Genomic DNA, 24,299 nt, shown 5'->3' on the forward strand with positions numbered 1-24,299 from the left:
TTATTTCGACTTCGCTGCGTTCGAAAAGCCGTGGATGAACAATGTTCATTCACGGCTTTTCTCTGTCCGATCCCTATTTTATTTGTTTTTGCTGACTCAAGAATAGACTTTAATATACAGGAGATGGAACAATGACTGCTTACGAGAAACCTGGTTTGGACATAAGAGAAATCGAAACCGTATTACTGAAAATTCTTGGACCCGGTGCGGCCGAAATTACGCCATTGACCGGCGGCAATTTGAGCAGCGTGTATTCCTTCGTCCACGGAGGCAAAGGTTATGTCGTGAAATTTAGCGATCTGGAAGGAGCGTACAAGACGGAAAGCTATGTCTCTGACTTGCTGGCAGGTCAGGGCATCCCTTTTCCAAAATGTTTCGCGTTGGGGAAAACCGGCCGGTTGGCTTACATGATCATGGAGAGAATGGACGGGCGCAATCTAGGCGATTACACGGCAGAGGAACAGGCCCGTCAATTACCTGAACTTATCGGCATCTTGAGCAAAATGGCAGCTGTGGACGTTAGGGCAACGAACGGGTATGGGTGGATCGGGTCTGACGGTAATGGAGTTTACGATTCCTGGAAGGAATTCGTCGTTGCCTTCAATGCGGAAGATCAGACGGGGACGTTCTGGGAGAACTGGCACGACTTGTATCGAATGTCTTGCCTGGAGAGAGACGTATTTGAAGAAATCTATAACCGCTTGTTGGCTTATGTTCAGTATAACGAACTGCACAGAGGCTTTATCCACGGGGATTTCCACCAGTGGAATATTTTGTCCGACGGTAGACGGATCACCGGTATTATTGATGGGAACTGCCTATATGGCGATTCTCTTGTGGATCTGGCGATTCTCGATCGACATATGCCGTCAAATGGCGTCATTCAGGCGTATCAAGACTATCAAGCGAAAGTTGGAATCCCCATTCCTTATTTTAAGGAGAGGCTGCTCGGCGCCTATTATTTCAAGGGACTCGATGGACTTCGATTTTACGCCAAGATGGGATGGAGTGACGCCTATAAAGGTACGCGACATTTCCTATTAAATCTGAAAGCTTGACGAGCAGGAATTTAACAGCAAGGCGAACTGTCACCAAAAGAAGCTTGCAACGGCAGAAGTATGCGCGTATGTGTTCGGATCCTCGTTACCACGTTAACCGTCGGAACGGGGATCCCCTTGCCGCTGCCCATTCCGGTAGACCATAGGCGTCATGCCGTATTGCTCGGCAAATATGCGGTAGAAAAATCCGAGGCTGCTGTAACCGACAGCCTGCGCGATGTCCTCAATAGGCTTGTCCGTATTGGCTAGCAGGCCGGCTGCATGAATCAGACGTTGAGTTTTTACCAGTTCGATAAAGGTTTTGCCGGTTCTTTTCTTAAGCATATTGCCCAGGTAATTGGCATTAAAGCTAAACGCTTTGGACAGCTGGGTAAGCGTGCAGTCGCGGAAGTTCTGTTCGATATAATCGAGGACCTGGATCAGATCCGCTTTGGCCGCCCCATGCTGGCTTTCGTTATTGGTTCGGACCGCATAAACCCGCATCAGCTCTGTGAAGACCAGCATGATATAGTTATAGATCATCTCCTCTGCATAAGCCCGGCTGCCGAACGCTTCGCACATCAGGCTCCGCATAAACCATTGCAGCTCCCCATGCCCCTCGGATTCAAATACGATATACCGGTTATGATTCGTGTTCTCCGTAATCGCATTCGCCAGAAAGTCGGACACTATGCCCCTTGATCCAAATCGGCTCAGAAAGGAAGAGGTGAACGTATTTTTCTTCATAATGATATTAATCAGAATATCATTATCCCCCATAGCTTCGATGCTGTGCACGACCTCGGAATCAAGCAGACATACCTGCCCCTCCCTTAGGACAACCTCCTGTCCATTAATCCACTGCCTGCAGCTCCCCGAGTAGATATAGTTCAGTTCAATAAAATTGTGATAATGCAAAGGCATCGGCGCAAAGCGGTTGTGCTTGCGGATATGAATCGGTCCATTCGTGAAAAAAGGCGAGTCCGGCATCCGGAAGGGAAGATTCTCCTCCCTCTGAGGCGGTGCGGACGGAATATCATTGATGTTCTTTTTCGACTCAAGCTGTTTGGCCTCAGTCTCGTTTATTTCCCTCAAATAACTGTCTAGCTGGCGATGGTTCATAGCAGCCTCCTCTATCCCAATCGTGGACAAGCATCATCTGTAAAAAGGAGAATGATAACCGTAAATACGGAATTGTTAGGTGCCTTGGAAAGCGTTTTAATAAGGATATCGCGATAACAGGCTATATGCAATCGGAGAATGCCAGACCTAGATGAAAAGGGATGATCAGATAATGAAGCCATGGATGAATACAACAATGGACACCAATCAAAGAGTAAAAGAACTGCTTACTGCCATGACGCTTGATGATAAGCTTGCCTTGATGCACGGTGGTACGCCTTCTGAAGAATGGGGCATTCCAACCCTGAAGCTGAATGATGGCCCCGGCGGCGTGACCGGACCGCATGAACGGGTTGGGACGCAGCTTCCTGCTCCAATTGCGCTGGGCGCCGCATTTGACGATGAAGCTTCTCATCGGTACGGAGAGATCATAGGCAAGGAAGCGCAGGATCGCGGAACGTCGCTTTTGCTTGGACCTACCGTTAATATCGCGCGCACCCCGCTTAATGGACGGACGTTTGAAGGCTATGGCGAGGATCCGCTGCTGTCGGCGGTCACCGGAACGGCCGTTATTCAGGGCATACAGGAGCAAGGGGTAATGACCTGCGTCAAGCATTATGCGGCTAACAATCAGGAAGAGGACCGTATGGTCCAGAACAGCATCATTGATGAGCGGACGCTGCGCGAGATTTACCTCCCGGCGTTTGAAGCAGCCGTTAAAGAAGGGAAAGCCGCCTCCATCATGTCTTCCTACAACAAAATAAACGGGACCTACGGGTCGGAGAATCATGCCTTGCTGACGCAGGTGTTAAGGGATAACTGGGCATTTGACGGCTTTGTTGTTTCCGATTTTCTGGCTACGCAAAGCACCGTCCGCTCCATCTATGCCGGTCTGGATTATGAGCTGACGATTCCGTTTAAACGGTATTACGGTGAACCGCTCAAAGCAGCGGTGGAGAGCGGACAGGTACCGGTGAAGATGATCGATGAGAGTGCCGGGCGCATATTGAGGAAAATGTTTGAGTTTGGTCTGTTCGATAAGGGACAGATGAACGAGAAAAGCAGTGATGCGGGAAGCTTGAGGCATGAAAAGGATGCTTTGCGCCTCGCGGAAGAGTCGATTGTCCTGCTCAAAAACGATGACGCCATGCTGCCGCTTGCGTCATCCGGCTCCATCGCGGTTATTGGACAGGCGGCCGTTAACCTGATCGCTTCGGGCGGAGGCAGTGCCCATGTGCCATGCTCAGATATCCTTACTCCTTTGCAAGCAATCCGATCCCATGCCGGTACGGCCGGAAAAATAAGCTATGCGCCAGGTACAGCCCCTGTTCCAACGGGCCCATCCTTTATCTACCCTTCGCCGAATGCGGCGCATACGATTCCGGCAGAAGCCTTCGAGAATGGGCTGCAGATGGAAGGTTACCTTTCAGCAGATCTGAGTGGCGAGACGGTGCACAAGCAAGTGCTGCCAACTCTTCATCTGAACTGGCAGTTTGACGGTGTCCCGCATACCGCATCGGCTAAGTGGACCGGCACGCTGCTTCCACAGGAAACGGCTGACTATACCTTTTATATGCCGGCGTCCGGAGGAACGCGTTTGTTCATCGATGGCGAGCTTGTGATTGACAATTGGAATTTCCGTTCCCTTTACGTAACGGGGGTAAAGCGGCTCGAAGCAGGCAGCCGCGTCAGCGTGGAGGTTCATTATCGGTCCAATAACGGTGAGGCTGCAGCGTTGCCCTCCATTGCACTTCAATGGTATGCCGGAACGGACGAAAATCGAATGGAAGAGGCCGCTGCGGCCGCTGCAGAAGCTGATGCCGCCGTCGTATTCGTAAACGATTATATGACCGAGAACTTCGACAAACCGGATCTGAGGCTGCCCGGCGCCCAAGACCGGTTAATCGAAGCGGTAGCCGCAGCCAATCCGAACACGGTTGTTGTATTAAATACCGGCGGTCCGGTTGCGATGCCATGGCTCAGTAAGGTTAAAGCCGTTGTTGAAGCTTGGTATCCCGGGCAGCAAGGCGGCGAGGCGATTGCGAACGTGCTTTTTGGCGATACGAATCCTTCCGGCCATCTACCGGTCAGCTTCCCGGAATCCGAAGAACAAGGGCCAATCATGACAAAAGGGCAATATCCGGGTATTGGACTCGATACGGTTTATTCGGAAAAGCTCGATGTCGGCTACCGCTGGTTTGCTGCGGCAGGGGAGAAGCCGCTCTTCCCGTTTGGCCACGGACTTTCATATACTTCGTTCGGCTACGGAGACCTGCGAATCGAACAAATCAATCATGCAGGAATGCCATGCTTACAGGTTGCATTCGAAATCGTCAACGAGGGACCGCGTGACGGCAAAGCGGTACCGCAGCTGTACCTTCAATTCCCGGCAGCAGCCGGAGAGCCGCCGCTGCAGCTGAAAGGCTTCGCCAAGGTTATGGTTCCGGCAGGCCAGACCGCCCAAGCAGTCATGCGGCTTAACCCAAGAGCCTTCAGCATTTGGAGCACGGCTCAGAACAAATGGACGGTTCCCGAAGGCGAGTTTACGGTCTTGATCGGCGAGTCTTCCGAGCAGATCGTTCGGAAGGCATCCATCGTTCCAGCAACAGAATTTGCGAAAGCAGCAGAGAACTGTGAGAGTGTATTGCACGGATTGAAGCGGCATACGAAAGAGTTCTGATTCCCCGGATAGATTTTCCTATGGAGCACTTTCGATCCTGGTCGTCTATCCATGCCTGCAGCGTTTCTTCATAAGCGGCGGCATCGTACTGGGGAGCTTAAAAGAATAGAACAAAAGAGGCTGTGCAGTACAAAACCTGCACAGCCTCTTTCTGCTGTTAACCCCAGCAGGATTTTATTGACCATCCAAAAAATCCTGACACCCCATCCAAAAAAAGGCGCCGTGATAATTGGTTTGTATTCGTTTACAATAAATGAAACAACCATTAGACGGCCAAATCGGGCCACAGGAGCTAAAGAGAATGCGCTCATTTTCCCTAACCTCGCTTCTAAGGCAATATCGTCCCCGCAGACTTCGTACGCGGATCCTTCTTGCCGTCGTCTTGTTGTCCGTACCGCCGCTTATTATTCTCGGGACAATATCGGTCAACATTTCGAAGGATACAATCGTTCATAACCATCTGGACAATAATGAACATAACCTGAAGACAGCAAGCGAAGTCGCGGACCTGCTGTTTCGCAACGTCATAAATATGCATCGATTAATACTGGCCAATGACCAACTGCGCGAGGAATTAAAGGCAAGTGCAGAGGACGGGGGACATATGCTGGATATCCGCACGGCCAACCGTCTGCAAAATCTGGTCGTACGCAATTTGATCGATACCCGGCATATTGATTCCATCTGTTTGTTTGACAGGGGCTATCATTCGGTATGTTATGGAAGCGTGGATGCCAATGCCGGTATTTACGAGGATGAATCAAGCAGAGCGATGATCGGTCAGACGGATTGGTACAAAAGTACGGCTGCCGCAAACGGCAAGGAAGTGTTCTTCAGCTACAATGTTCTACAGTCTATTAATTCGGACACAACCGGCCAGTCATTCTCCAGTGTGAAGCTGCTTCGCGATCCGGCGAATTTTCGTCCGATCGGGCTGCTCGTTATCAATTTGAAAAGCACGATATTCGAGCAGGCGATGAATGACGAAGAGGACAGCGGGTTCGTCGTATTGGATACGGGCACCGGAGTGACCCGCAGCGTATATTCGCAAAATCCCTCCATCTCTGACCTGATCGACCGCGAGGATGGCGAAGCGAGGGTGCTCCAAAACCTGCATCAGCATGGTTATTTGACGGTAGGCTACCGCAATTCGACCACGGACTGGACCTTTCTTCATGTGGTAAAGGCCAAGGTGCTTCTGCAGGATTCGAACCGCATTACAACGGTCACGATGCTGATCGCTGCTATCATTGCCTTGGTTGCCATTCTCTTGTCGCTGTTTGTATCGGGCAGCATCACCCGGCCGCTGCTTCAGCTCAAGAAAATGATGGTCGACTGGTCCAAGGGCTCTGGAGCCTCCGTTCAAGTCATTTCGTTCGAGGAAGACGAGGTTGGCGCCATCGGGGAGACGTTCCGGAAAATCTCCTCGGAGAACAAGCAGCTGAGCGAAAGGCTGATCCACTCCCAGCTGAAGGAGAAGGAAGCGGAGCTTAGAACGCTTCAGGCGCAGATTAAGCCGCATTTTTTGTACAACACGCTGGATTCGATTTATTGGATGGCCATCCTGCAAAATAATAAGGATATTGCGAAAATGACAGTCGCTTTGTCCGAAAGCTTCAAAATCAGCTTGAATAAAGGGAAGGAAACGATTCCTGTATTCAGGGAGCTTGAACATATTGAGCATTACATGACGATTCAGAACCTGCGCTACAAATCGCGCTTCCGCTATTCGGTGGAGGTGGATGAGGCGCTGATGGGGATTGAGATTCTTAAGCTTATCCTCCAGCCTCTTGTTGAGAACGCGATCTATCACGGCTTGGAGCCGAAGATTGGCGAAGGAACGATCCGGCTGACAGGAAGAATGGAAGAAAGCACCGCAATCTTTACGGTAGAAGACGATGGCGTCGGCATGGAGGATGTCCGTGCAACAGAAACGGGATACGGACTTGTCAATGTCAGGGAGCGCATCATGCTTTACTACGGAGATCGCAGTTCCCTTCAAGTAAGCAGCGAACCCGGAAAAGGGACGATCGTCGAGATTCGTTTCCGGCCAAATGAATTCAGAGAGGGATGAGAGCTATGTTAACTGCCGTTATTTTCGACGACGAATATATCGTGACACAAGGACTGCAAGTGATGGTTGACTGGTCCCGTTACGGCATTGAGCTAATTGGCACAGCCTCTGACGGAATCTCCGCTCTGCAGATGGTCCGGGAGCTGCAGCCTGATATTGTGATGACGGACATTCGCATGCCCGGCTTAACGGGACTTCAGTTAATCGAAGAGATTGCCAAGGAAAAGCCGGAAACCGCATGTATCGTGTTCAGCGGGTTTAACGAATTCGAGTATATCCGTACGGCGTTAAAGCTTGGCGTCATCGATTACTTGGATAAGCCGATTACGCTTGAGAAAATCGATGAGGCCATGCGGCGGACGATTGCCCGAATTGGCCGTCAGCAGGAGCATGTCCAGATGAAGACGCAGCTGGCGGCTAATAAAGAAGCTTTGCTTGAGAAGGCAACGCTTGATTTATTGCTGCTTGGCGAGGAAGCCGTTCCAGCCTGGAGGACAGCCTTTGGGGAAGGGGATGCGAAGCAGGCCGCAGCTGTAACCGTGCTTGCAGCTACTGGCAAAGGGGAGTGGCTGGACGAGCATCCTTCCTATCGGAGCATCCCCTTTTATTACGAGAAGATGTGGATTATGGTCGTTATCCATTTCATGATGCCCGCCGATTATTTATGGGAGCATCTGACGCTTCTCTCACCGCAAATGCAGGAGACGATTGGCTCCGGGCAAACCTACGCCAATATCGCCGAAGCAGGCCAAAGCTATAAGGAAGCCGTCCGCGCCTTGCGCTATGGCGTTTTTCTTGAGGAGAAAGGATGGAACAGGTTCGAGCATGCGGAGGACACCTTTCCTCACGGATTAACCGAGTGCGAAGAAGAAATTGTATTCTGCATGCGAACAGGCAATAAAGAGGGGTTGCTTCGCTTGCTTGATGAGTATAAGCATTGTATGGAAGCTGAGCGCCTGAGTCCTGAGCTGGTCGAGCAGGAGGTGACGAAGCTGGCCTACATCGGCTATCAGGTTGCGATGGAATCAGGCGAAGATGTCAGAACAAGCGCCCGTCCGATCGTCCCCCATTGGGAGCTCGGCGAGATGTCATCAAGAGACCGGATGTTCCAGTGGCTTCGGGAGCAGATGGAGCAGCTTCATAATTTCATGAAGGAAGATAAGCAGGCAACAAAGCATAATGCGATCGAGAAAGCGCTGGCTTTTATCGACAAACATTATCTGGAGTCGTTCACCCTTCAGGAAGTGGCCGAGCATGTGGGTATGAATGCGACCTATTTGAGCCTGCTGTTCAAGGAGAAGGTAGGACTCTCGTATATTAAGTATGTAACGAAGCTTCGTATGGAGCAGGCCAAGATTTTGCTGCATAAAGGCATGCTTGTCAATGACGTCAGCAAGAAGGTGGGCTATTATAATTACCGGCATTTCACCGAACTGTTCAAGAAGTATACCGGCGTGACGCCGGGCCAGTTCCGAGAGGGGCATGGCATGGCCAGGGTCAACGAGATACCTGGCAACGACGAACAGGAGGTGGGCGATCATGATTAAGCCTGCTGCTGCGACATTTGGCCTTATTGCGGCTTGCTGCGTACTTCTTGCCTCCTGCGGCGGCCGCTCCTATATTTCAGAAAAGCAGAACACGATCTCCGATCCCGTCCGGGTTATTCATTATGTGTCATCGGATCTGGAGGAGCAGCAGCCTAGAATGATAAGCGAGCAGGCCCGTGAATATGAGAAGCAGCATCCTAACATCAAATATGAGTTTGAGAATGTCAATACATCGGATCTTGTGCAAAAAATTCAGCTGCTTGCCGCAAGTAACGATCTGCCGGAAATTTTCTCCTATGAATCGGGGAGACAGCTCGAGCAGCTGGCCGATAACGGATTTATTCTTGATATTGAAAAGCTGTTTCGCGAGATTGGCCTGCAAAACGAGCTGAATCCCGCAGCCGTCAAGCTGCTCAAATCAATGGTACGGAACAAAGGGCTGTATGCGCTCCCGCTTGAGATTAATATCGAAGGCTTCTGGTACAACAAGGATATGTTCGCCAAATACGGATTAGCCGAGCCGGAGACTTGGGATGATCTTCTGCATGCGGCAGAGATCTTCCATTCCAATGGCATTCAGCCCTTTGCACTCTCAGGCGCGCAGAAGTGGCCGATTACCCGTCTTATCAACGGTTATGTGATCCGTAAATACGGGTACGATGCGATGCAGCGAGTAGAACGTAAAGAATTGAAGGTAACCGAGCCGGGCTTTGTTGAAGCAGCTGCGATTGTACAGCATATGGCACAGCAGGGCTACTTCGGAAAGCATGTGAACATGACGGAGATGGATGAAGCGTCAGCTTTATTTCTCGAGGGAAAAGCGGCGATGTTTTATACGGGAAGCTGGAGCCTGAGGGATTTCAACAGTTCTCTCAAGAATCATATCGGGATGGATGCAATCGGTTTGTTTAATATTCCGCTTGTTCCCGGCGGCAAAGGAACCAAGGACGATTGGATGATGAATGCGGGGCTTACGACTTCCCTGTCGGCTGCTGCTTACGATGACACGATGAAGGATTGGCTGAAGGCGGTATTTACCGGTTACGGCGATAAAGCGATGGAAGAAAGCGGCGTTATCACGGGCTTTAATGTGCAGCGTTTGCCATCCGATGTGCCGAAGCTGACGCAAATGGTGCAGTCCACGATCGACAGCGTCAAGAACGGCGCTTTATGGTTTGAGGCATTGTTTGATTCGGACGCACAGACAATCGCCTGGAATAACGCGCAGTTGCTTATCTCAAGCAAAGACTATACGCCGGAGATGTATATGCAGGATCTTCAGGCGGCCTTGGATGAACAACAATAAGAAGAGAAAGCAAGATCCCGCAGACCTTACCCTGGCATGCGGGATCTTGCTGTTGCTTAACCTTTAACCGCACCTGCCGTCATGCCTGCCACGATCTTCTTGTTGAAGAAGATAAAGAGAACAAGCGGCGGAAGCGAGATCAGAATAATATCGGCGAACAGCAGGTTCCAGGAAGTATTGAACATGCTCGTGAAGTTATAAAGCGTCAGCTGAATCGTCGCGTTTTTCGCTCCCGGGAAGAAGTAGAGCGGGTTGACGAAGTCGTTATATATACCGACGGAAGACAAGACGACAACCGTTGAGGTGACGGGCATAAGGAGCGGGAAGACCATCTGGAAGAACATCCGCATGCTGCCGCAGCCATCCACGATAGCGGCTTCATCAATCTCTCTTGGAATGGTGGCCATAAAGCTGCGGTACAGCAGCACGGCAAATGAAATGCCAAGCGCGACCTCGACAAGCACGATCCCGGTCATTGTTTTGAACAGGTGAATGGAATCAAGCACCCAGATGGTCGGAACGACAGCAGGCGGAATCATAAGCCCGGCCATGACGAGAAACTGGATGATTCCTGACCAGCGGTCAGTGCGGCGCTGCAGCACATAGCCGGTCATGGCGCTTACCACAATCAGAACAGCGATCGACAGCAGGGTGATCAGCGTACTGTTGATGAATGAACGAACCACCATATGGTCTTGAGCGATCAGAACTTCCCTATAGTTCGACCATTGAATGGCCGTAGGCCAGCTGAGGTCCAGGAGAGCGGCGTCCGTCTTGTTTTTCAAGGAATTGATAATGACAAAGAAGAACGGTACCCAGAAGATGACGATGGACAAGATGACCGCAATAACTTCGAATATAATTCGTTTAGTGCCTTTCAACTTCATTATAAATCGACCTCCCTTTTCGACAGAAGCTTAAGCAGAGGGAAGGCCAGCAGAGATACGCCGATAAAGAGAATGACGTTGCCCGCCGTCGAGAGGCCGTAGAAGCCTCCTTGATATTGTTTATAAATGATAGAAGCGATCAAGTCTGTACTGAAGCCTGGTCCGCCCTTGGTCATCGCCCATACGAGATCGAAGGAGCGCAAGCCTCCGATAAAGGCAAGAATAATGACGGAGTTCATAGCCGGTGCTACAAGCGGATTTGTAATATGCCGGAACCGGTCCCAGGCGTTGCCGCCGTCGATCTGAAGCGCTTCGTAATATTCCTCAGGAATGGACATAATGCCCGCGATAAAAATAACAGTAGCCATACCGACGCCTTTCCATACATCAACGAGAGCGACGGACAGGAGGGCGATGTTCTGGTTGCCAAGCCAGTCAGGACCGGCAATGCCGGCAACGGCAAGGGCTTTGTTAATGAGGCCTTGTGTCGGATGCATCATGCTGCTGAACGCGATGCCAACGGCAATCGTAGACAGCAAAGTCGGGAAAAAGACGACGGAGCGCAGGTATCCTTTAATCCGAAGACCGGATGTGAGGGCTACCCCAAGCAGCAAGCCAAAGACTACCTTAAGACCGCAGGTAACTACGGCGTAAATAATCGTATTGCGGAAGCCGATATTCAGCGACGATTCCGAGAAGAACGTTTTATAATTGTCAAATCCGATGTATTCCCAGTCTACCAGGTCCCATCTCGTCATACTGAAGAAGAAGGACATGATCGTAGGGAGCAGGAACAAAACAAAATAGATGATGCCTGCCGGCAACAAAAACTTATACGTATACAAACGTTTGTAAGTCTTCGTTATGGAAGCCTTCTGCATGGTGAATCTCTCCCATCTTGCTATCTTTAGAAAAAGCCCTGTCCTGCCGCGTTCGTGCAGGGCAGGGCTTGATGTTGTTGCTTTAGGCTAAGTTTTTATCACCAGCCTTGGATGCCTAATTGCTTCGCTTGCTTCTCAACGTCTTTGTCATAGGCTTTGGCATTGTCTTCAGCCGATTTCATGCCTGCGCCAACTTCAACAGTCAGCTGCGGCAGGTTTGGTCCTTTCAGCGGAGACAGGAACTCGAGAGCAGGCGCATTGTTGCCGTTATCGAAGTAAGGCATCATTTCCTTAACGCCCTCGTAAGCATCATCCGGCAGTGTAGCACCTTTGATTACGTAAGGACCTTCTGGCTTCGCTTTCGTTGCTTGAATCGCCATGCCTTCAGGGGAAGCGAAGAAGTTGATCCATTTTTTCGCTGCTTCAATGTTTTTGCCGTCTTTGTAGATCGAGATCGCTGCAGGCATCCATACCGTCAGAGCGGTTTTGTCCGCACTGTCAGCTGGCTGTGCGAATACGCCGATGTCACTGATTTTGTCCGGGTAAGTCGCAAAGATGTTAGACAGTGCAAAGGTTAGCATAGGGTACTGAACGCCAGTGCCGTCAACGAGCATTTTGAGCGCTTGGTCATAAGTCGTTGCGAGATAATCCTTGTTCATAAAGTCCTTCATTTCGGACAGCTTCTGGAAGCTGCGCAATGCTGCGGGAGTGTCTGCGAATTTCGCTTTGTTGTTGGTGAAGTCGTCTGCGAAAGCAGGAGCATCCGCCTGTACGTTCGCATAGTCGGCCAGAACGATCAGCTGGGAAGTCCAGCTGTCTTTGTAGGAACCGATTACGGCTGTTTTGCCGGCTGCCTTGATTTTCTCGCTATTTGCCTTCAGCTCATCCCAGGTTTTAGGTACGGACAAGCCAAGCTCAGCGTATACCTTCTTGTTGTAGAGCCAAGCGCCGGCTTGCGATGCGCCGCTTGGAGCCGCATATGCCTTGCCGTCAACGGAGACCGTTGGGAGGAAGGAATCCATCACATTTTGCATGAATGGTTCGTTTGTCAGGTCAACGAAATATTTCTCGGGCTTTAATGCTTTGAACAAGGAGCCGGAGTTGTAGAAGCTAAGGTCGCTCATCTCGCCTGTGGCCAGTCTTGTTTTAACGAGGTTGTCGCCTTCGTCGCCGCCTGGGCGGAGATCGAATTCGGTTTTGATGTTATAACGTTTCTCGATTTCATCGGCTACCGCTTTGATGCCCTCGGTCGAAGTCTGGTTGTCGATCATCAGCTTCAAGGTAACCGTTTTTTCATATCTTTCCGAAGCGGTGTCATTCGAAGCTGCCGGAGATTCAGCCGCTGCGTTCTGGCTTGCTTCCGGCGATTTATTGGCATTTGCATTTGCTGCCGTGTTATTGCCGTTATTGTTGCTGCCGCATGCCGTCAAAGCGGAAGTGAGGAGCACTGCCCCTGTCAGAGCAAGAATTGTTTTCTTTTTAGTTTGAGCCATTCAGATATACCCTCCTTGTCATGTTCGAGCGTAATCAAGCTTGCTGGATAGAATATTTGGTTGTACGGGTTCCGGAGCCCTGTGGACCTAAGTGTAAAGGCTTTCATAATGACTGATAAGCGCCGCATTTTTTTGTCGGTGTCTGATTTTTTTGGCCGTCCAGTAACGGCGCGGGGTTTCGCTTGAGGATCCAAATTAATCGTACATGAACCTAAAAATAGCTGACGTTCCTTCGCATCGATTACTCAGCGTAAAGAAAGAAGGGTGCCCATTCCAAGGGCACCCTTCTTTCGTCCTTTATTTGCGCGTTTACTAGCTCCTGTTTGCTTTCCTGTACTCTCTAGGCGTCAATCCGGTATATCTCTTGAACAAATCATTAAAGTAGGGAGTGTTCTGATAGCCTACGGCAGCGGAAATATCGGTTATCCGGATCTCGCTGCTCACCAGCAGCCGGCACGCTGCTTGAATTCGAATATTTTGCAGATATCCGGAGAAAGTCTCGCCTGTATATTGCACGAACAGGCGTTGAACCTGCCGCTCTCCGACGCCAAGCAGGGAGGACAGCTGACTGAGCGTAAATGGCATCGCGTAATCTCTCTGCAGCAAAGCTAAAATCTGATCCATGCTGGAGTTAAGGGACTGTACCTGCGGATTCGTATGACCGGATTGGAGTCTGCTGATATAGATAAGCAGCTGCAATAGCCCGGTGTGCAGGGCAGCTTCCCTTCCCGGCCGTTCGACTGAGAATTCCCGGTGCAGGTAGGAATAATAATGCTGAACTTCTCCGGTAAGATCCTTGTAACGCGTAATATGATGCAAATTCAAAAGCACCTCCAACTCGCTGCCTCCCGGAAAGCTGTTAAGAAGGTTCCGTGCAGCCTCCATGGTAACGATGCAGTTGTACACGATCAACGGGCGCTTCTTATCCAGCGAGGCCGGCCTGAACACATGGGAGGCGCCCATCGGGATGACGAACAGGTCACCGCGCGACACATTAGAGACATCGTTCCCGACATGATGGGTTCCGAGCCCTTCGCTGACATAGCTGATTTCAAGGAAATCATGATGATGCTCCGTGAGCTCGTAGGACTCCACATTGCGGTTCACAAATATGGAAAGCTTGTCGTCAAAATATTGTTCACCGCTTAACAGCCTTACCGTACGTTTCGTCATACCATCCACCCTCATTTGTCGGGATAACGTTGATATTGTCGTGAAAGCAGAATTATACATGCCATTCCTTAGCGAAAGCAAGAGGATCATCACCGGTTATATCGCTCCTGACGGATGTCGGAATAATAGAAAAGGATGTCGCATTTACCTGATTTTTTTTCGAACGATAAAATTTATGATTAAGGCAAACAGCCGGACTTTCTGAGAGGGGATCTATTCATGTTAATCAATCAATCGATGGTCGATAAAGCGGAATCATTAATGCCGGAGCTTATTAGTTCTGTAGCCGAACCAAAGGCAGTTGTGGACATTGTTGCCGATGAGTCGGCCTTTCAAGGCTGGAGGGTAGACCAGGCGGTAGATCAGGAATGGAAGGAGAAGGTGCTTGGAAAAGGAGACAGCTTCATCCTCGATTTCCAAGATCATCTCGTCGGATATATCCGTTTGAGAATCAAGCCTGTCGGCAGTCCGCCGGATGCACCGCTGAAGCTGAAGCTTACGATTGGCGAAATGCCGTGTGAAATTGCGGAGCCATTCGATACTTACAACGGTTGGCTCAGCAGCTCCTGGCTGCAGGAGGAGACTATCTTTGTAGACGTGCTGCCAGCGGAAATCAAGCTTCCGAGACGTTACACATTCCGGTTTGTTAAGGTTGATGTTCTGGATACGTCGGTGAAATATAAGGTATCGTTCGAGGAAGTGAATTGTACGGCAGTAACTTCGGGAGATGTATCGAGCATTAAGCCGCTTCCTGACCAGCTCTCCGAGGAATTAGCGCTCATGGACCGGATCGCGATCAAAACATTGCAGGACTGCATGCAATCGGTATTCGAGGATGGACCAAAACGGGACCGGCGTCTATGGATTGGCGACTTAAGGCTGCAGGCGCAGGCGAACTATCTGACGTTTAATAACCATGATTTGGTGAAGCGTTGTCTGTATCTTTTCGCCGGTATGCGTCTCCCGGATGGCGCAGTTGGGGCATGTGTATTCGAGAAGCCGCATGCTCATGTGGACGATACGAGGTTGTACGATTACTCGCTGTTTTTCGTAGCTTGTCTGTATGATTATTATGAAGCATCCAAGGATATGGCGACTCTTCAGGAGCTGTGGCCGATTGCGTTGGAGCAAATGGAGATAGCTGCTCAGCGGCTGGAGGAAGATGGAGTTGTACGTGACGACGAGACCTGGTGGAGCTTTATTGACTGGCATCCTGAACTGAACAAGCAGGCGCCAACGCAAGGTGTCTTGATTTACTGTTTGAAGCAGGGCTTGGAGCTGGCACGTGTCCTTAGCGAGTCTGACAAGCAGCAGTACATCGAAAGTCTGATTGAACGGACATCCGCAGCAGCGGTTAAGCATCTGTGGGATGAGGAGAAAGGCTTCTTCGTCAGCGGCTCGGAACGCCAGATTTCATGGGCATCGCAAATCTGGCTGGTGCTGGCTGAAGTGCTGCCCGCGGAGGAGAATGCAACGCTGCTGAACCGTTTGTTCGAGGAGCAGCCGGCAATCGGAATGACTACTCCATACATGTACCATCATCTAATCGAAGCCTTGTTCACGGTTGGCAGCAGAGAGAAAGCACTCGAGCAGATGCAGGCCTATTGGGGTGAAATGATTAAGGACGGAGCGGATACATTCTGGGAGTTGTATAACCCTGAGGATAAGAAGCTGTCGCCATACGGCAGCAACCTGATCAACAGCTACTGTCATGCGTGGAGCTGCACGCCTACTTATTTCATTCGTAAGTACCTGCTCTAATGCGAGGAGAGTGCCCTCGGCTTCCATCGGGAAGCGAGAAAGGGCTGCTTTTACATGATGTCACTTCACGGAACGTCGGTCGGCTTTTTCGAGCTCGTGAAAAAGAAATAGACTATGTTTTGCATAAAGTAGATTAGTTAATGGGTTAGAAAAGAGCTGTCTCCCATGCCTGCTTGAGGCTTGGGGACAGCTCTATCTGTTACACCTAGCGGCGGCGAAGAGCCGTCGTGTTAATAACGCCGTACCGGAACAGCAGCTTGCTGCCTAGCCAGCCGACAATACGGTCAGTCAGGAAGCCCATTAGGCCAAGGCTGATCAAGCCAACAAAAATCCAGTCTGTGCGGAAATAAAGCCGGGAGTTCCAGATGAGGAATCCAACGCCTTCATTAGCCGCGATCATTTCGGCACCGATAATGGCCATATACGAGGTACCCATTGCAAGCCGGATGCCGGTGAAGATGTAGGGGGTAGTAGCCGGAATGACAACATGAAGCAGGATCTGCCATTCGGAAGCGCCCATGCTTCTTGCGGAGCGGATCCGATCTTCTTCAATCGCTAGTACTCCCGTTAACGTATTAATGATGACAATAAACAAGGTTGCGTACATAATAAGGGCAATTTTAGACTGCTCTCCAATCCCGAACCACACCAGGAATAAGGTGATAAAAGCAATCGGGGGAATGAAGCGGACGAAGTTCAGGAACGGCTCCGCAAAGACGCGGATAGCCGTTACCTTGCCAATCGTCAGCCCAATCGGAATAGCTAACAGACTGCCTAGTGCCCAGCCGGCGAATACCCGGTAGAAGCTGATGCCGATATACTGCATAAGCGAGCCATCGCTCAGCAGCTCCTGCGCTCCTTGCCAGGTAGCTATCGGACCAGGGATAATATCCGGACCATATATCCATGCGCCAATCTGCCAGACGATGAACGTAATCAGCCAGAGCAGAGGGATAGTCACCCATTTTTTCTGCAAAATCTTCATGGATACAGTCCTCCTTCCAGCTCGGCATCAAAGTGAGATTGAATACGGCGGTGCAGCTCATTCAGCTCCGTAGATGCCGGGTCGCGCGGATAGGCAAGAGGCACCTGATAGATGCTGGAGATGCGTGCATTTGGTCCGGTAGACATGACGGCAATCCGCTGCCCAAGCAGCAGAGCCTCCTGGATATCATGGGTAACGAAAATGACCGTTTTCCCTGTTTCCCGCCAAATCTGGCTTAGTTCCTTCTGCATAATTCTTCGTGTCATCGCGTCAAGCGCACCAAACGGTTCGTCCATGAGCAGAATCGCCGGGTCATTCGCTAATACTCGGGCAAGCTGAACGCGTTGCTTCATACCGCCGGACAATTCACGCGGGAATTTGTTCTCGTGGCCAAATAATCCGACAAGACGGATATACCGGTCCGAGATTTCTTTCCGCTCGTTTTTCGGCAGCTTCTTCATCTTCAGGCCAAACTCCACGTTCTGCCGTACCGTCAGCCAAGGGAAGAGGGAGGAGTCTGCCTGCTGGAAGACGACCGCTCTTTCCTTGCCGGGCTTATCGATCTCGTCGGACCCGACGCGCAGACTGCCTCCCGTCTTGGAGACAAAACCGGCAATCATATTCAGCAAAGTGGACTTGCCGCAGCCGCTTGGTCCGAGAAGGACGAAGAATTCTCCGCCCTTTACGACCAGATCAATATCTTTAATGATGTAGTGAACGGAACCGCCGGCACCCGGCTTCAGCTCGGAATAGCTTTTGTTCAGCCGTTCGATTGTTATCGTATTTGGAGATGGACTTGGGTTTTGCATTTGTCATCTCTCCTTTACTCTTGCTTATAAGTGAACGAATCAGGAAGAGCTTGTTGTAAACCGCCCAAACTCAGCTTATCGGCCAAGTTGAAGTCTTGTTTGATAATGCCGGCGCCAACCATATAGTCTTTCTGGTTCGTCAGGCTGTCGAAGGACTCTTGGGTGAAGCCGATGTTCCAGTTGTTTGTTGCCAGATCCCGGATGGTGGCTTCCTTCGGCTGCTTCGTTTCCTTGAACAGGATATCTGCCGTTTCGTCCGGATTCGCCGCAATATATTTGGAGGTTTCATCCAAGGCTTTAAGGAAATTCGCAATCGCCTGCGGATGATCTTTAATCAAGGAATTAGGAGCGATAAGGGTGCCGCCGATCCGAATGGATGTTTTGGACATATCAGTCAACTCGTGAACGCCTTCAATCGCTTTGAACTTATCAATAAGCGTTGCTCCAACAACCCAGGTTGCGTCAATTTCGCCTTTTTTGAGTGCGACAAAAGCCTCGTCGAAGCCGCCTTGCCCAATTTGCTTCGTGTCATCAACCGCTACGCCGTTATCCTTCAGATAAACTTCCCACAGATAGGGCAGGAACGTGCCGCGAAGCGTGCTCAGCTTCTTGCCTTTCAAATCTGCTGCCGATTGAATGTCATCACGGACGAACAGCTTCCACTGGGCTGCCGAAGCTTCCGTATCTGTACCCGTCGCGCCAATAATGGAAAATTCGCCTTTGCTAACCGCATTCAGAGACGGAAAATCCGCGCCCCAGCCAATATCAGCCTGCTTGATGAATAAGGAGTTAATGCCTTCGGCAGGTGTAGCAAAAGTAATAATTTCGGCATCAATGCCGTATTTCTCGAGGAAGCCTTTGTTCTTTGCAACACGGAATACGGGATTGGTCGAAGTGTCGGCAATCTTGATTTTGATCGGATCGGCGGCTGCCTCTGTCTGCTGGCTGTTCGTAGAGTTTGCCTCAGCGGCTGCCGGCTTATTGTCCTTGCCGCCGCATGCGGCAAGGGTGAACGTAACGGCTAGAACCGTAGCAATGATACCAAACTTTTTCATCTGTCATTCCCCTCAGCTTTCTTCTCCGGAATCGGCCGTACTTGGTTTCTCCTCGGTGGTCGCAACGCAGAACGCACCTTCGCCATATTCCCCGGTTCCTACGACTTCGACAACCGAGCTCGTTCCTCTATCAGCGGCGCCAGGCACGCGGTAATCGGCAACGTCGATCGGAATGATCGCTTCTTCCACCGGTTTCTCAAGCTGAGGCACCCACTCATAAGGAACCCGGTAAGCTCGGTAGACCATATTGGCATTAATTTTGTTTTTGTACGGAGAAATGTACTCCCAGACTAATTCATGCTCTCTTGTAACCTCGAAGATCCGGCCGTCGGCGCCTTCCGTAATAAGCGTATTGCCGTTTGGCAGACGTTGAGCCGAGCTGATATACGGGCTGTAGAAACGATAGGAGTCGAGCGGAGCCATAAATCCGGCTTCTGTCGGCGTGTACTGCCATTCAATCTCGAGGGTCACCGGATTGATCTCCAGGATACGCGAGTGGTCGCGCACAGCATTCTTGATTCCATATGGAGATGCGGGGTTTGGCAGGCCATAACCGCCCCAGCCGCCGTTATCGAATACGAGAAGATTGCCTTCTCCAGGCAGACCTTGCGGAATAATGTGGGCATGATGCTGGCCGATAATCCAGCCGAGATGCTTCACTTCAGGCTTCGAGTAATCCGGTCCAAGCTGCCATACAATTTTGCCGGTTTGGCGGTCCGTTATGGCAATAATATTGGATTCCCTAGCATCCCAGATGATGTTGTCCGGATGGAAACGCTCGTCGCCGGCATCATAAAATTTATTTGGTCCAACCCATGATGCGGAGTTGATATGCATCCAGTCGCCGCCTGTATCACCGCCGAAGTGGCGGCCGTTTGGATCGCGGAACAGGACGTTTTTCGCTGCTTCATCAAATCCAAGCTCTTCAAAATGATCGCTTACCGCCCATTGCCAGAGGATGTTGCCTTCCCAGTCCACTTCGATAATGACGTCATCGAGCAGCTCTTTGTCGGAAATCTCAGGCTTAGTGACGTTGCGGTGAGCCAGAATGAGGGTACGGCCGCCATTTGCCTGCGGTTCCTGTCCCGGTGCATAATAACCGACAGGATTGCCTTCGCGCTGGTAATCATGATGCGCGCGTGCCATCCACTCCGGCTCATAGCCCGGATCCTCTATGTATTCCAGGCGGTTGAATCTCCATACGATCTCGCCGTTCCAATTCACTTGTACAAGGTCGGCTTCATCCTGAAAGCCATACTTCGGATCACGTTCCTTGGTGCTGCCCACCACATAACCGCCCGGCAAAATTTTGTTCGGGAAGCCGCGGAGTCCCTTCCACAGATGCACCTCTTTGCCGCTCATATCAATCAGTAAAGCACCAACGTTTGCTGCTTGGAAAATCGTGTAGCCGCTCCATGCTTTCTCGGGCAAATAAACCGTTGCTCCAGTTGGATAAATAGTGGGATGTCCCATGTTCAACACTCCTTAAATGATTAAATGGAATAGATTAATAATTCAGAAAATAATTTTGCTTCGGCTTTGAGGACGGCGGAGTTTTTGGTTTTGCATCCGCTTGTTGTTCGGTCTTTTCGGTTAATTGCTCTTCATATTCTTTGACCATTGCCATGTAACGTTCCGAGAAGCCCTCCAGATTGGCATAGATACGTTCAAAAATTTCCCTCTGACAGGCGAGTTCTTCCTCGTTAAAGCTGCCAAAGATGAGACTTACGCCACGCTTTCCAAGCTCCGGATACCGGTCTAACAGCTGCCGGCCTTCCTCTGTAACGTCCAGCCATACATTCCTTCGGTCGTCCGGCATACGCCGCCGTTCTGCAAAACCTTTCGCTTCAAGCTTGTCGCATAACGCCGTAATGGCGCCGGAGGTCAGATCAAGCTGCTCCGCGAGATCTCCAAGCTTCTGTATACCGCCCAACTGAATACTCCGAAGAATAAGCAAGCCGGGCAGGGCGATGTCTTCAACGGAAATTTTGTCTCGCTCCTTCACGAATCTTCGGACCATACGCCTGAACAGCCAATCAATTTCTTCCATTTGAGAGATGAGATCTGCCATGTTTTGTTGTTGTTACCTCCTCCAAGAAGACAAAAAAGGCCGCAACATACGTCCTGTGTTCAGGTACGGTTGTTGGGCCTTTGGTTATCCAATCGGCTTTATGAAATTAGTTCAACGTTAAAACAATGAACGTTGAAGGATTATGGATTGATCTTAACCCCATAATTCCGACAAGTCAAGTGGTATTTAAAAATAAATATTAGACTTTATGAATCTCCCTGAATTGAATAGGTGTCATGCCCTCGAGGCTTTTGAAGCATTTGCTGAAGTAACTGGTTTGGGAGAAGCCTGTCTCAAGAGCAATGAGCTTAATCGACAGGCTGGTTGAAGCAAGCAGCCGCTTCGCTTGCAGGATCCGTGCTTCCATCAGAAATTCCGAAAAAGACATCCCAAACGTCTTGTTAAATCTGCGGCTGAAATAATGCGGACTGAATCCCGCGATGGCAGCTGCCTGCTCCAGCGTGAAGGGCTCGCTGCAATGGGCACGGATATAATTGGCGGCGGCGCGTATCTTGTCAGCAGCCTGGTTCACCGACACATTAAGCTGGGCGGCCGTCGTTTGAATTCGGGTCAGCAGCTCGTATAAAGTAGAGGCCGACGCGTATTCGTCATCCACTTCATAACTTCTGCCCAGCTCCAGCAATTTTTCCATTAATGACTCTACAGGAGCGGAATCGGATAATTGAAATAGCCATGGTTCGTCCAAGCCTTTTCCGTCTAATAATTCCTCCAGATGAGTACCGAAAAAATGAACCCAGCGAATATTCCAGGGATCCCGGTCATCCGAGTAGTATGTCTGCCTAAGGCCTGGTCCGTACAGAAATCCTTGCCCCTTTGTCAGCTCATACGTCATGCTTTCTGTTTGCAGGTAGCCCTTGCCGTCCAGCACAAGATGAAGATTGTAGTAGCGGTCGAGGTTATTTTCGGTGGTGGCATACTCGCGGTTGACGGCATGTTCGGGAAAATCGCTGTACCCGCCGATAAAATCAGGGAAGCAGCTATGTCTTGGGAAGATAGGCTTCGGAAGGAAAATATGCTCTTTCATGTAACACCTCTCGCAACGCAATATTTTCACATCATATTTATAGATAAAGGAATATACGGCTGTTAACGGATAACCATATGACAATATATTAATACACTTCGCATATTTTTGTCATATCCATGCGGAAGTGGCGTCCACTAAAATAGAGGTAGATGCAAGATACGTTGGGAGGATGTCACAATGGCAAAATCAATTCAGATGGAAGAATTAACGCTTGGTGTTTGTTACTATCCGGAGCATTGGCCGGAGGAACTGTGGGAAGATGACTTCCGCCGCATGCGGGAGTTGAATATCTCTGTTATTCGGATGGCGGAGTTTGCCTGGGCGATGCTTGAGCCGGAGGAAGGCGTGTATGACTTCAGCTTTTTCACGCGGGTCATGGACCTGGCACACAGCTATGGCTTGAAAGTAATTCTTGGAACGCCAACGGCAACGCCGCCCGCGTGGCTGACTCATAAATATCCGGAAGTATTAAACGCCCATCAGAACGGTGAGCTGATCAAGCACGGCATGAGACGTCATTACAATTATTCCAGCTCGAAATACCGGGAGCTTTGCGAACGGATCGTGCGGAATATGGTGAATGCATACAAGGATCATCCCGCGGTAATTGGCTGGCAGATCGATAATGAGTTCAACTGCGAGAAAAATGTGTTCTATGCCGAGGCTGATCATGCCGCATTCCGCGTGTGGCTTAAAGAGAAGTACGGGACTTTGGACAATTTGAATAAAGCGTGGGGAACGGTCTTCTGGAGTCAGACTTACACAGCTTGGGAGCAATTGCACCTCTCTCAGACCGAGTCGCCGAATCCGCATCTGGCCTTGGACGAGAAGCGGTTTATCTCGGATAATGTCATCTCTTTCGCTAGGCTTCAAGCCAATATTATCCGGGAGCTGGCGCCGCAGCATTGGGTGACGACAAACGGTTTGTTCGGCCATCTGGACAGTCATGAGCTGACGGATGAGCTGCTCGACTTTTTCTCGTATGATTCGTATCCGCAGTTTTCAACCATCTTCCCGGGCCAAGATGAAAAGCCGCTTATGGACCGCGGATGGAGCATGAGCCTTTCTAATGTTCGTTCTATCTCGCCAAACTTCTGCGTGATGGAGCAGCAAGCGGGGCCGGGCGGCTGGGTAGACCGTATCGAGATGGGATCCCCAAGACCCGGACAAATCCGATTATGGTCGTATCAATCGGTTCTTCATGGTACAGATCTGCTCGTCTACTTCCGGTGGCGTACGGCAACGTTTGGCACGGAAATTTACTGGCATGGCATCAATGATTACCACAATCGGCCGAATCGACGGGTTCGCGAGGTGGCGCAGGTTGGCGGGGAATTTGCCAAGATAGGTGCAGCTATCGCCGGAACGCAGTATCAAGCGGATGTTGCCATCATGCAGGACTATGACAACAACTGGGATGCCGAAATGGACAAATGGCATGGCCCGCTGCAATGGCAGAGCAAAGGCTCCTGGTATAAGCAGCTGCAGTACCGTCATATTCCGGCGGATGTCATTACCCTGCGTCCGAACACCAGCTTGGAAGATTTAACGCAGTATAAAGTAATCGTTTATCCGCATCCGGCGATTATGACCGATGACACGGCTGAGCTTCTAACGCGGTATGTGGAGCAGGGCGGCAAGCTGTTCTTTGGCGCCCGCACGGGGTACAAGGATCCGTCAGGACAATGCTATATGCGTCCATTCCCGGGGCCGGTTGCCGAGCTCTGCGGCATCACGGTGGAGGACTTTACGTTAGTCAAAGGCTCGATCCGCGCTGCTGAGCTGCAGTGGGAAGGCCGATTGTCTTCGGGGACGCAAGCGGTAGGCTTTAACGAGGTTCTGCATGTGGAAAATCCTGAAGTCAAGGTTGCAGCTGAGTACGCAACGGAATATTACCAAGGTGAGCCGGCGTTAACCCGGCGTCCTCTTGGCAAAGGCGAGGTTTGGTATTACGGTGCCGCGTACAGCGAACCGGTAGTGGATGCTATCCTGGACGAATTAGGCCTAACCTCTCCAATCGCAGATTGGGTGGATGTTCCGGCTGATGTGGAGCTTGGCATTCGGGCTTCGGAGAATGCTTCATATGCCTTCTTGTTGAACTACTCGGATCAGTCCGTCACCATTCAGGTCAAGCAAAGAGCAGTGGATCTTCTCACAGGAGAAACATTGGAAAATGAGGTTGAGATGCCAGCGTACGGCGTTATAATATTGGCGCTTCAATAATGATAGAGCCCCCGCGGGAATAGTCCCGCGGGGGCTTGCTGCATTTATAAACAAAGAGCCTGCGGCAATCAGCCGCAGGCTATAAAAGAGAATATATTAAAGGGGGGTCTTGTCCTTTATTATAGGAGCCGATAATGAAAGGAACCT

The 24,299-nt window shown here is 50.5% G+C and carries 18 protein-coding genes; 7 read left to right on the forward strand and 11 right to left on the reverse strand.

The window, feature by feature from the left end:
• Positions 1-131: 131 nt before the first annotated feature.
• Entirely contained in the window at positions 132-1,058 is a 927-nt protein-coding gene (locus BM200_RS10275) for an aminoglycoside phosphotransferase family protein (RefSeq protein WP_091184696.1), read from the forward strand.
• A gap of 93 nt (positions 1,059-1,151) precedes the next feature.
• On the opposite strand, the gene BM200_RS10280 is transcribed toward BM200_RS10275, so the two are convergent.
• Positions 1,152-2,159 (reverse strand): AraC family transcriptional regulator, encoded by a 1,008-nt coding sequence (locus BM200_RS10280; protein ID WP_091184699.1) that lies wholly within the window; start codon positions 2,157-2,159, stop codon positions 1,152-1,154.
• A 172-nt stretch (positions 2,160-2,331) separates the two neighbouring features.
• On the opposite strand from BM200_RS10280, the gene BM200_RS10285 reads away from it, so the two are divergent.
• The 4 genes from BM200_RS10285 to BM200_RS10300 all read left to right on the forward strand — a co-directional run bounded on the left by BM200_RS10285 (position 2,332) and on the right by BM200_RS10300 (position 9,766).
• Complete coding sequence (locus BM200_RS10285; RefSeq protein ID WP_175532824.1) at positions 2,332-4,839, forward strand: beta-glucosidase; 2,508 nt, start codon at positions 2,332-2,334, stop codon at positions 4,837-4,839.
• A gap of 301 nt (positions 4,840-5,140) precedes the next feature.
• Positions 5,141-6,913 carry a sensor histidine kinase gene (locus BM200_RS10290; protein ID WP_091184703.1) on the forward strand — a complete coding sequence of 591 codons (1,773 nt, stop codon included), beginning with the start codon at positions 5,141-5,143 and terminating at the stop codon, positions 6,911-6,913.
• Between the two features lie 5 nt (positions 6,914-6,918).
• Entirely contained in the window at positions 6,919-8,460 is a 1,542-nt protein-coding gene (locus BM200_RS10295; protein WP_091184705.1) for a response regulator transcription factor, read from the forward strand.
• Positions 8,453-9,766: an ABC transporter substrate-binding protein gene (locus tag BM200_RS10300; RefSeq protein ID WP_091184707.1), complete on the forward strand. Its 1,314-nt coding sequence runs from the start codon at positions 8,453-8,455 to the stop codon at positions 9,764-9,766. The genes BM200_RS10295 and BM200_RS10300 overlap by 8 nt, the downstream gene beginning before the upstream one ends.
• Positions 9,767-9,822: 56 nt before the next feature.
• Here BM200_RS10300 and BM200_RS10305 read toward each other — a convergent pair whose 3' ends face one another.
• The 4 genes from BM200_RS10305 to BM200_RS30600 all read right to left on the reverse strand — a co-directional run bounded on the left by BM200_RS10305 (position 9,823) and on the right by BM200_RS30600 (position 14,200).
• Positions 9,823-10,653 (reverse strand): carbohydrate ABC transporter permease, encoded by an 831-nt coding sequence (locus BM200_RS10305; protein WP_091184710.1) that lies wholly within the window; start codon positions 10,651-10,653, stop codon positions 9,823-9,825.
• Positions 10,653-11,534 (reverse strand): carbohydrate ABC transporter permease, encoded by an 882-nt coding sequence (locus BM200_RS10310; protein WP_245772971.1) that lies wholly within the window; start codon positions 11,532-11,534, stop codon positions 10,653-10,655. Before BM200_RS10310 ends, BM200_RS10305 begins: the two co-directional genes overlap by 1 nt.
• 98 nt (positions 11,535-11,632) lie before the next feature.
• Positions 11,633-13,027, reverse strand: coding sequence for an ABC transporter substrate-binding protein (locus tag BM200_RS10315; protein WP_091184712.1), 1,395 nt, complete (start codon positions 13,025-13,027; stop codon positions 11,633-11,635).
• A 312-nt stretch (positions 13,028-13,339) separates the two neighbouring features.
• The gene (locus BM200_RS30600; protein WP_175532825.1) at positions 13,340-14,200 is read right to left on the reverse strand and encodes an AraC family transcriptional regulator; all 861 of its coding nucleotides are present in this window, start codon (positions 14,198-14,200) and stop codon (positions 13,340-13,342) included.
• A gap of 219 nt (positions 14,201-14,419) precedes the next feature.
• Between BM200_RS30600 and BM200_RS10325 the strand changes: the two genes are divergently transcribed.
• A complete protein-coding gene (locus BM200_RS10325) occupies positions 14,420-15,961 on the forward strand; it encodes an alpha-L-rhamnosidase-related protein (RefSeq protein WP_091184717.1) in 1,542 nt (513 codons plus the stop codon).
• 205 nt (positions 15,962-16,166) lie between these two features.
• On the opposite strand, the gene BM200_RS10330 is transcribed toward BM200_RS10325, so the two are convergent.
• From BM200_RS10330 to BM200_RS10355, 6 genes are all read right to left on the reverse strand, one after another.
• The gene (locus BM200_RS10330) at positions 16,167-16,946 is read right to left on the reverse strand and encodes an ABC transporter permease (protein WP_091184720.1); all 780 of its coding nucleotides are present in this window, start codon (positions 16,944-16,946) and stop codon (positions 16,167-16,169) included.
• The gene (locus BM200_RS10335) at positions 16,943-17,755 is read right to left on the reverse strand and encodes an ABC transporter ATP-binding protein (RefSeq protein WP_091184721.1); all 813 of its coding nucleotides are present in this window, start codon (positions 17,753-17,755) and stop codon (positions 16,943-16,945) included. The genes BM200_RS10330 and BM200_RS10335 overlap by 4 nt, the downstream gene beginning before the upstream one ends.
• 14 nt (positions 17,756-17,769) lie before the next feature.
• Positions 17,770-18,810 carry an ABC transporter substrate-binding protein gene (locus BM200_RS10340; protein WP_091184724.1) on the reverse strand — a complete coding sequence of 347 codons (1,041 nt, stop codon included), beginning with the start codon at positions 18,808-18,810 and terminating at the stop codon, positions 17,770-17,772.
• A gap of 12 nt (positions 18,811-18,822) precedes the next feature.
• Positions 18,823-20,283 (reverse strand): aryl-sulfate sulfotransferase, encoded by a 1,461-nt coding sequence (locus BM200_RS10345; RefSeq protein WP_091184726.1) that lies wholly within the window; start codon positions 20,281-20,283, stop codon positions 18,823-18,825.
• 34 nt (positions 20,284-20,317) lie between these two features.
• A complete protein-coding gene (locus BM200_RS10350) occupies positions 20,318-20,881 on the reverse strand; it encodes a MarR family winged helix-turn-helix transcriptional regulator (RefSeq protein WP_091184728.1) in 564 nt (187 codons plus the stop codon).
• 199 nt (positions 20,882-21,080) lie between these two features.
• Positions 21,081-21,926, reverse strand: a complete 846-nt coding sequence (locus BM200_RS10355) for an AraC family transcriptional regulator (protein WP_091184731.1) — start codon at positions 21,924-21,926, stop codon at positions 21,081-21,083.
• A gap of 180 nt (positions 21,927-22,106) precedes the next feature.
• Between BM200_RS10355 and BM200_RS10360 the strand changes: the two genes are divergently transcribed.
• Positions 22,107-24,152: a beta-galactosidase gene (locus BM200_RS10360; protein WP_091184734.1), complete on the forward strand. Its 2,046-nt coding sequence runs from the start codon at positions 22,107-22,109 to the stop codon at positions 24,150-24,152.
• The last annotated feature ends 147 nt before the right edge of the window (positions 24,153-24,299 follow it).

Origin of the sequence: Paenibacillus catalpae (assembly GCF_900112695.1) — a bacterium.
GTDB lineage: Bacteria > Bacillota > Bacilli > Paenibacillales > Paenibacillaceae > Pristimantibacillus > Pristimantibacillus catalpae.

Excerpts from the sequence above, each read along its gene's own strand:
- BM200_RS10275 (WP_091184696.1), top strand. The coding sequence starts at position 132 with ATGACTGCTTACGAGAAACCTGGTTTGGACATAAGAGAAATCGAAACC.
- BM200_RS10280 (WP_091184699.1), bottom strand. The coding sequence starts at position 2,159 with ATGAACCATCGCCAGCTAGACAGTTATTTGAGGGAAATAAACGAGACT.
- BM200_RS10285 (WP_175532824.1), top strand. The coding sequence starts at position 2,332 with ATGAAGCCATGGATGAATACAACAATGGACACCAATCAAAGAGTAAAA.
- BM200_RS10290 (WP_091184703.1), top strand. The coding sequence starts at position 5,141 with ATGCGCTCATTTTCCCTAACCTCGCTTCTAAGGCAATATCGTCCCCGC.
- BM200_RS10295 (WP_091184705.1), top strand. The coding sequence starts at position 6,919 with ATGTTAACTGCCGTTATTTTCGACGACGAATATATCGTGACACAAGGA.
- BM200_RS10300 (WP_091184707.1), top strand. The coding sequence starts at position 8,453 with ATGATTAAGCCTGCTGCTGCGACATTTGGCCTTATTGCGGCTTGCTGC.
- BM200_RS10305 (WP_091184710.1), bottom strand. The coding sequence starts at position 10,653 with ATGAAGTTGAAAGGCACTAAACGAATTATATTCGAAGTTATTGCGGTC.
- BM200_RS10310 (WP_245772971.1), bottom strand. The coding sequence starts at position 11,534 with ATGCAGAAGGCTTCCATAACGAAGACTTACAAACGTTTGTATACGTAT.
- BM200_RS10315 (WP_091184712.1), bottom strand. The coding sequence starts at position 13,027 with ATGGCTCAAACTAAAAAGAAAACAATTCTTGCTCTGACAGGGGCAGTG.
- BM200_RS30600 (WP_175532825.1), bottom strand. The coding sequence starts at position 14,200 with ATGACGAAACGTACGGTAAGGCTGTTAAGCGGTGAACAATATTTTGAC.
- BM200_RS10325 (WP_091184717.1), top strand. The coding sequence starts at position 14,420 with ATGTTAATCAATCAATCGATGGTCGATAAAGCGGAATCATTAATGCCG.
- BM200_RS10330 (WP_091184720.1), bottom strand. The coding sequence starts at position 16,946 with ATGAAGATTTTGCAGAAAAAATGGGTGACTATCCCTCTGCTCTGGCTG.
- BM200_RS10335 (WP_091184721.1), bottom strand. The coding sequence starts at position 17,755 with ATGCAAAACCCAAGTCCATCTCCAAATACGATAACAATCGAACGGCTG.
- BM200_RS10340 (WP_091184724.1), bottom strand. The coding sequence starts at position 18,810 with ATGAAAAAGTTTGGTATCATTGCTACGGTTCTAGCCGTTACGTTCACC.
- BM200_RS10345 (WP_091184726.1), bottom strand. The coding sequence starts at position 20,283 with ATGGGACATCCCACTATTTATCCAACTGGAGCAACGGTTTATTTGCCC.
- BM200_RS10350 (WP_091184728.1), bottom strand. The coding sequence starts at position 20,881 with ATGGCAGATCTCATCTCTCAAATGGAAGAAATTGATTGGCTGTTCAGG.
- BM200_RS10355 (WP_091184731.1), bottom strand. The coding sequence starts at position 21,926 with ATGAAAGAGCATATTTTCCTTCCGAAGCCTATCTTCCCAAGACATAGC.
- BM200_RS10360 (WP_091184734.1), top strand. The coding sequence starts at position 22,107 with ATGGCAAAATCAATTCAGATGGAAGAATTAACGCTTGGTGTTTGTTAC.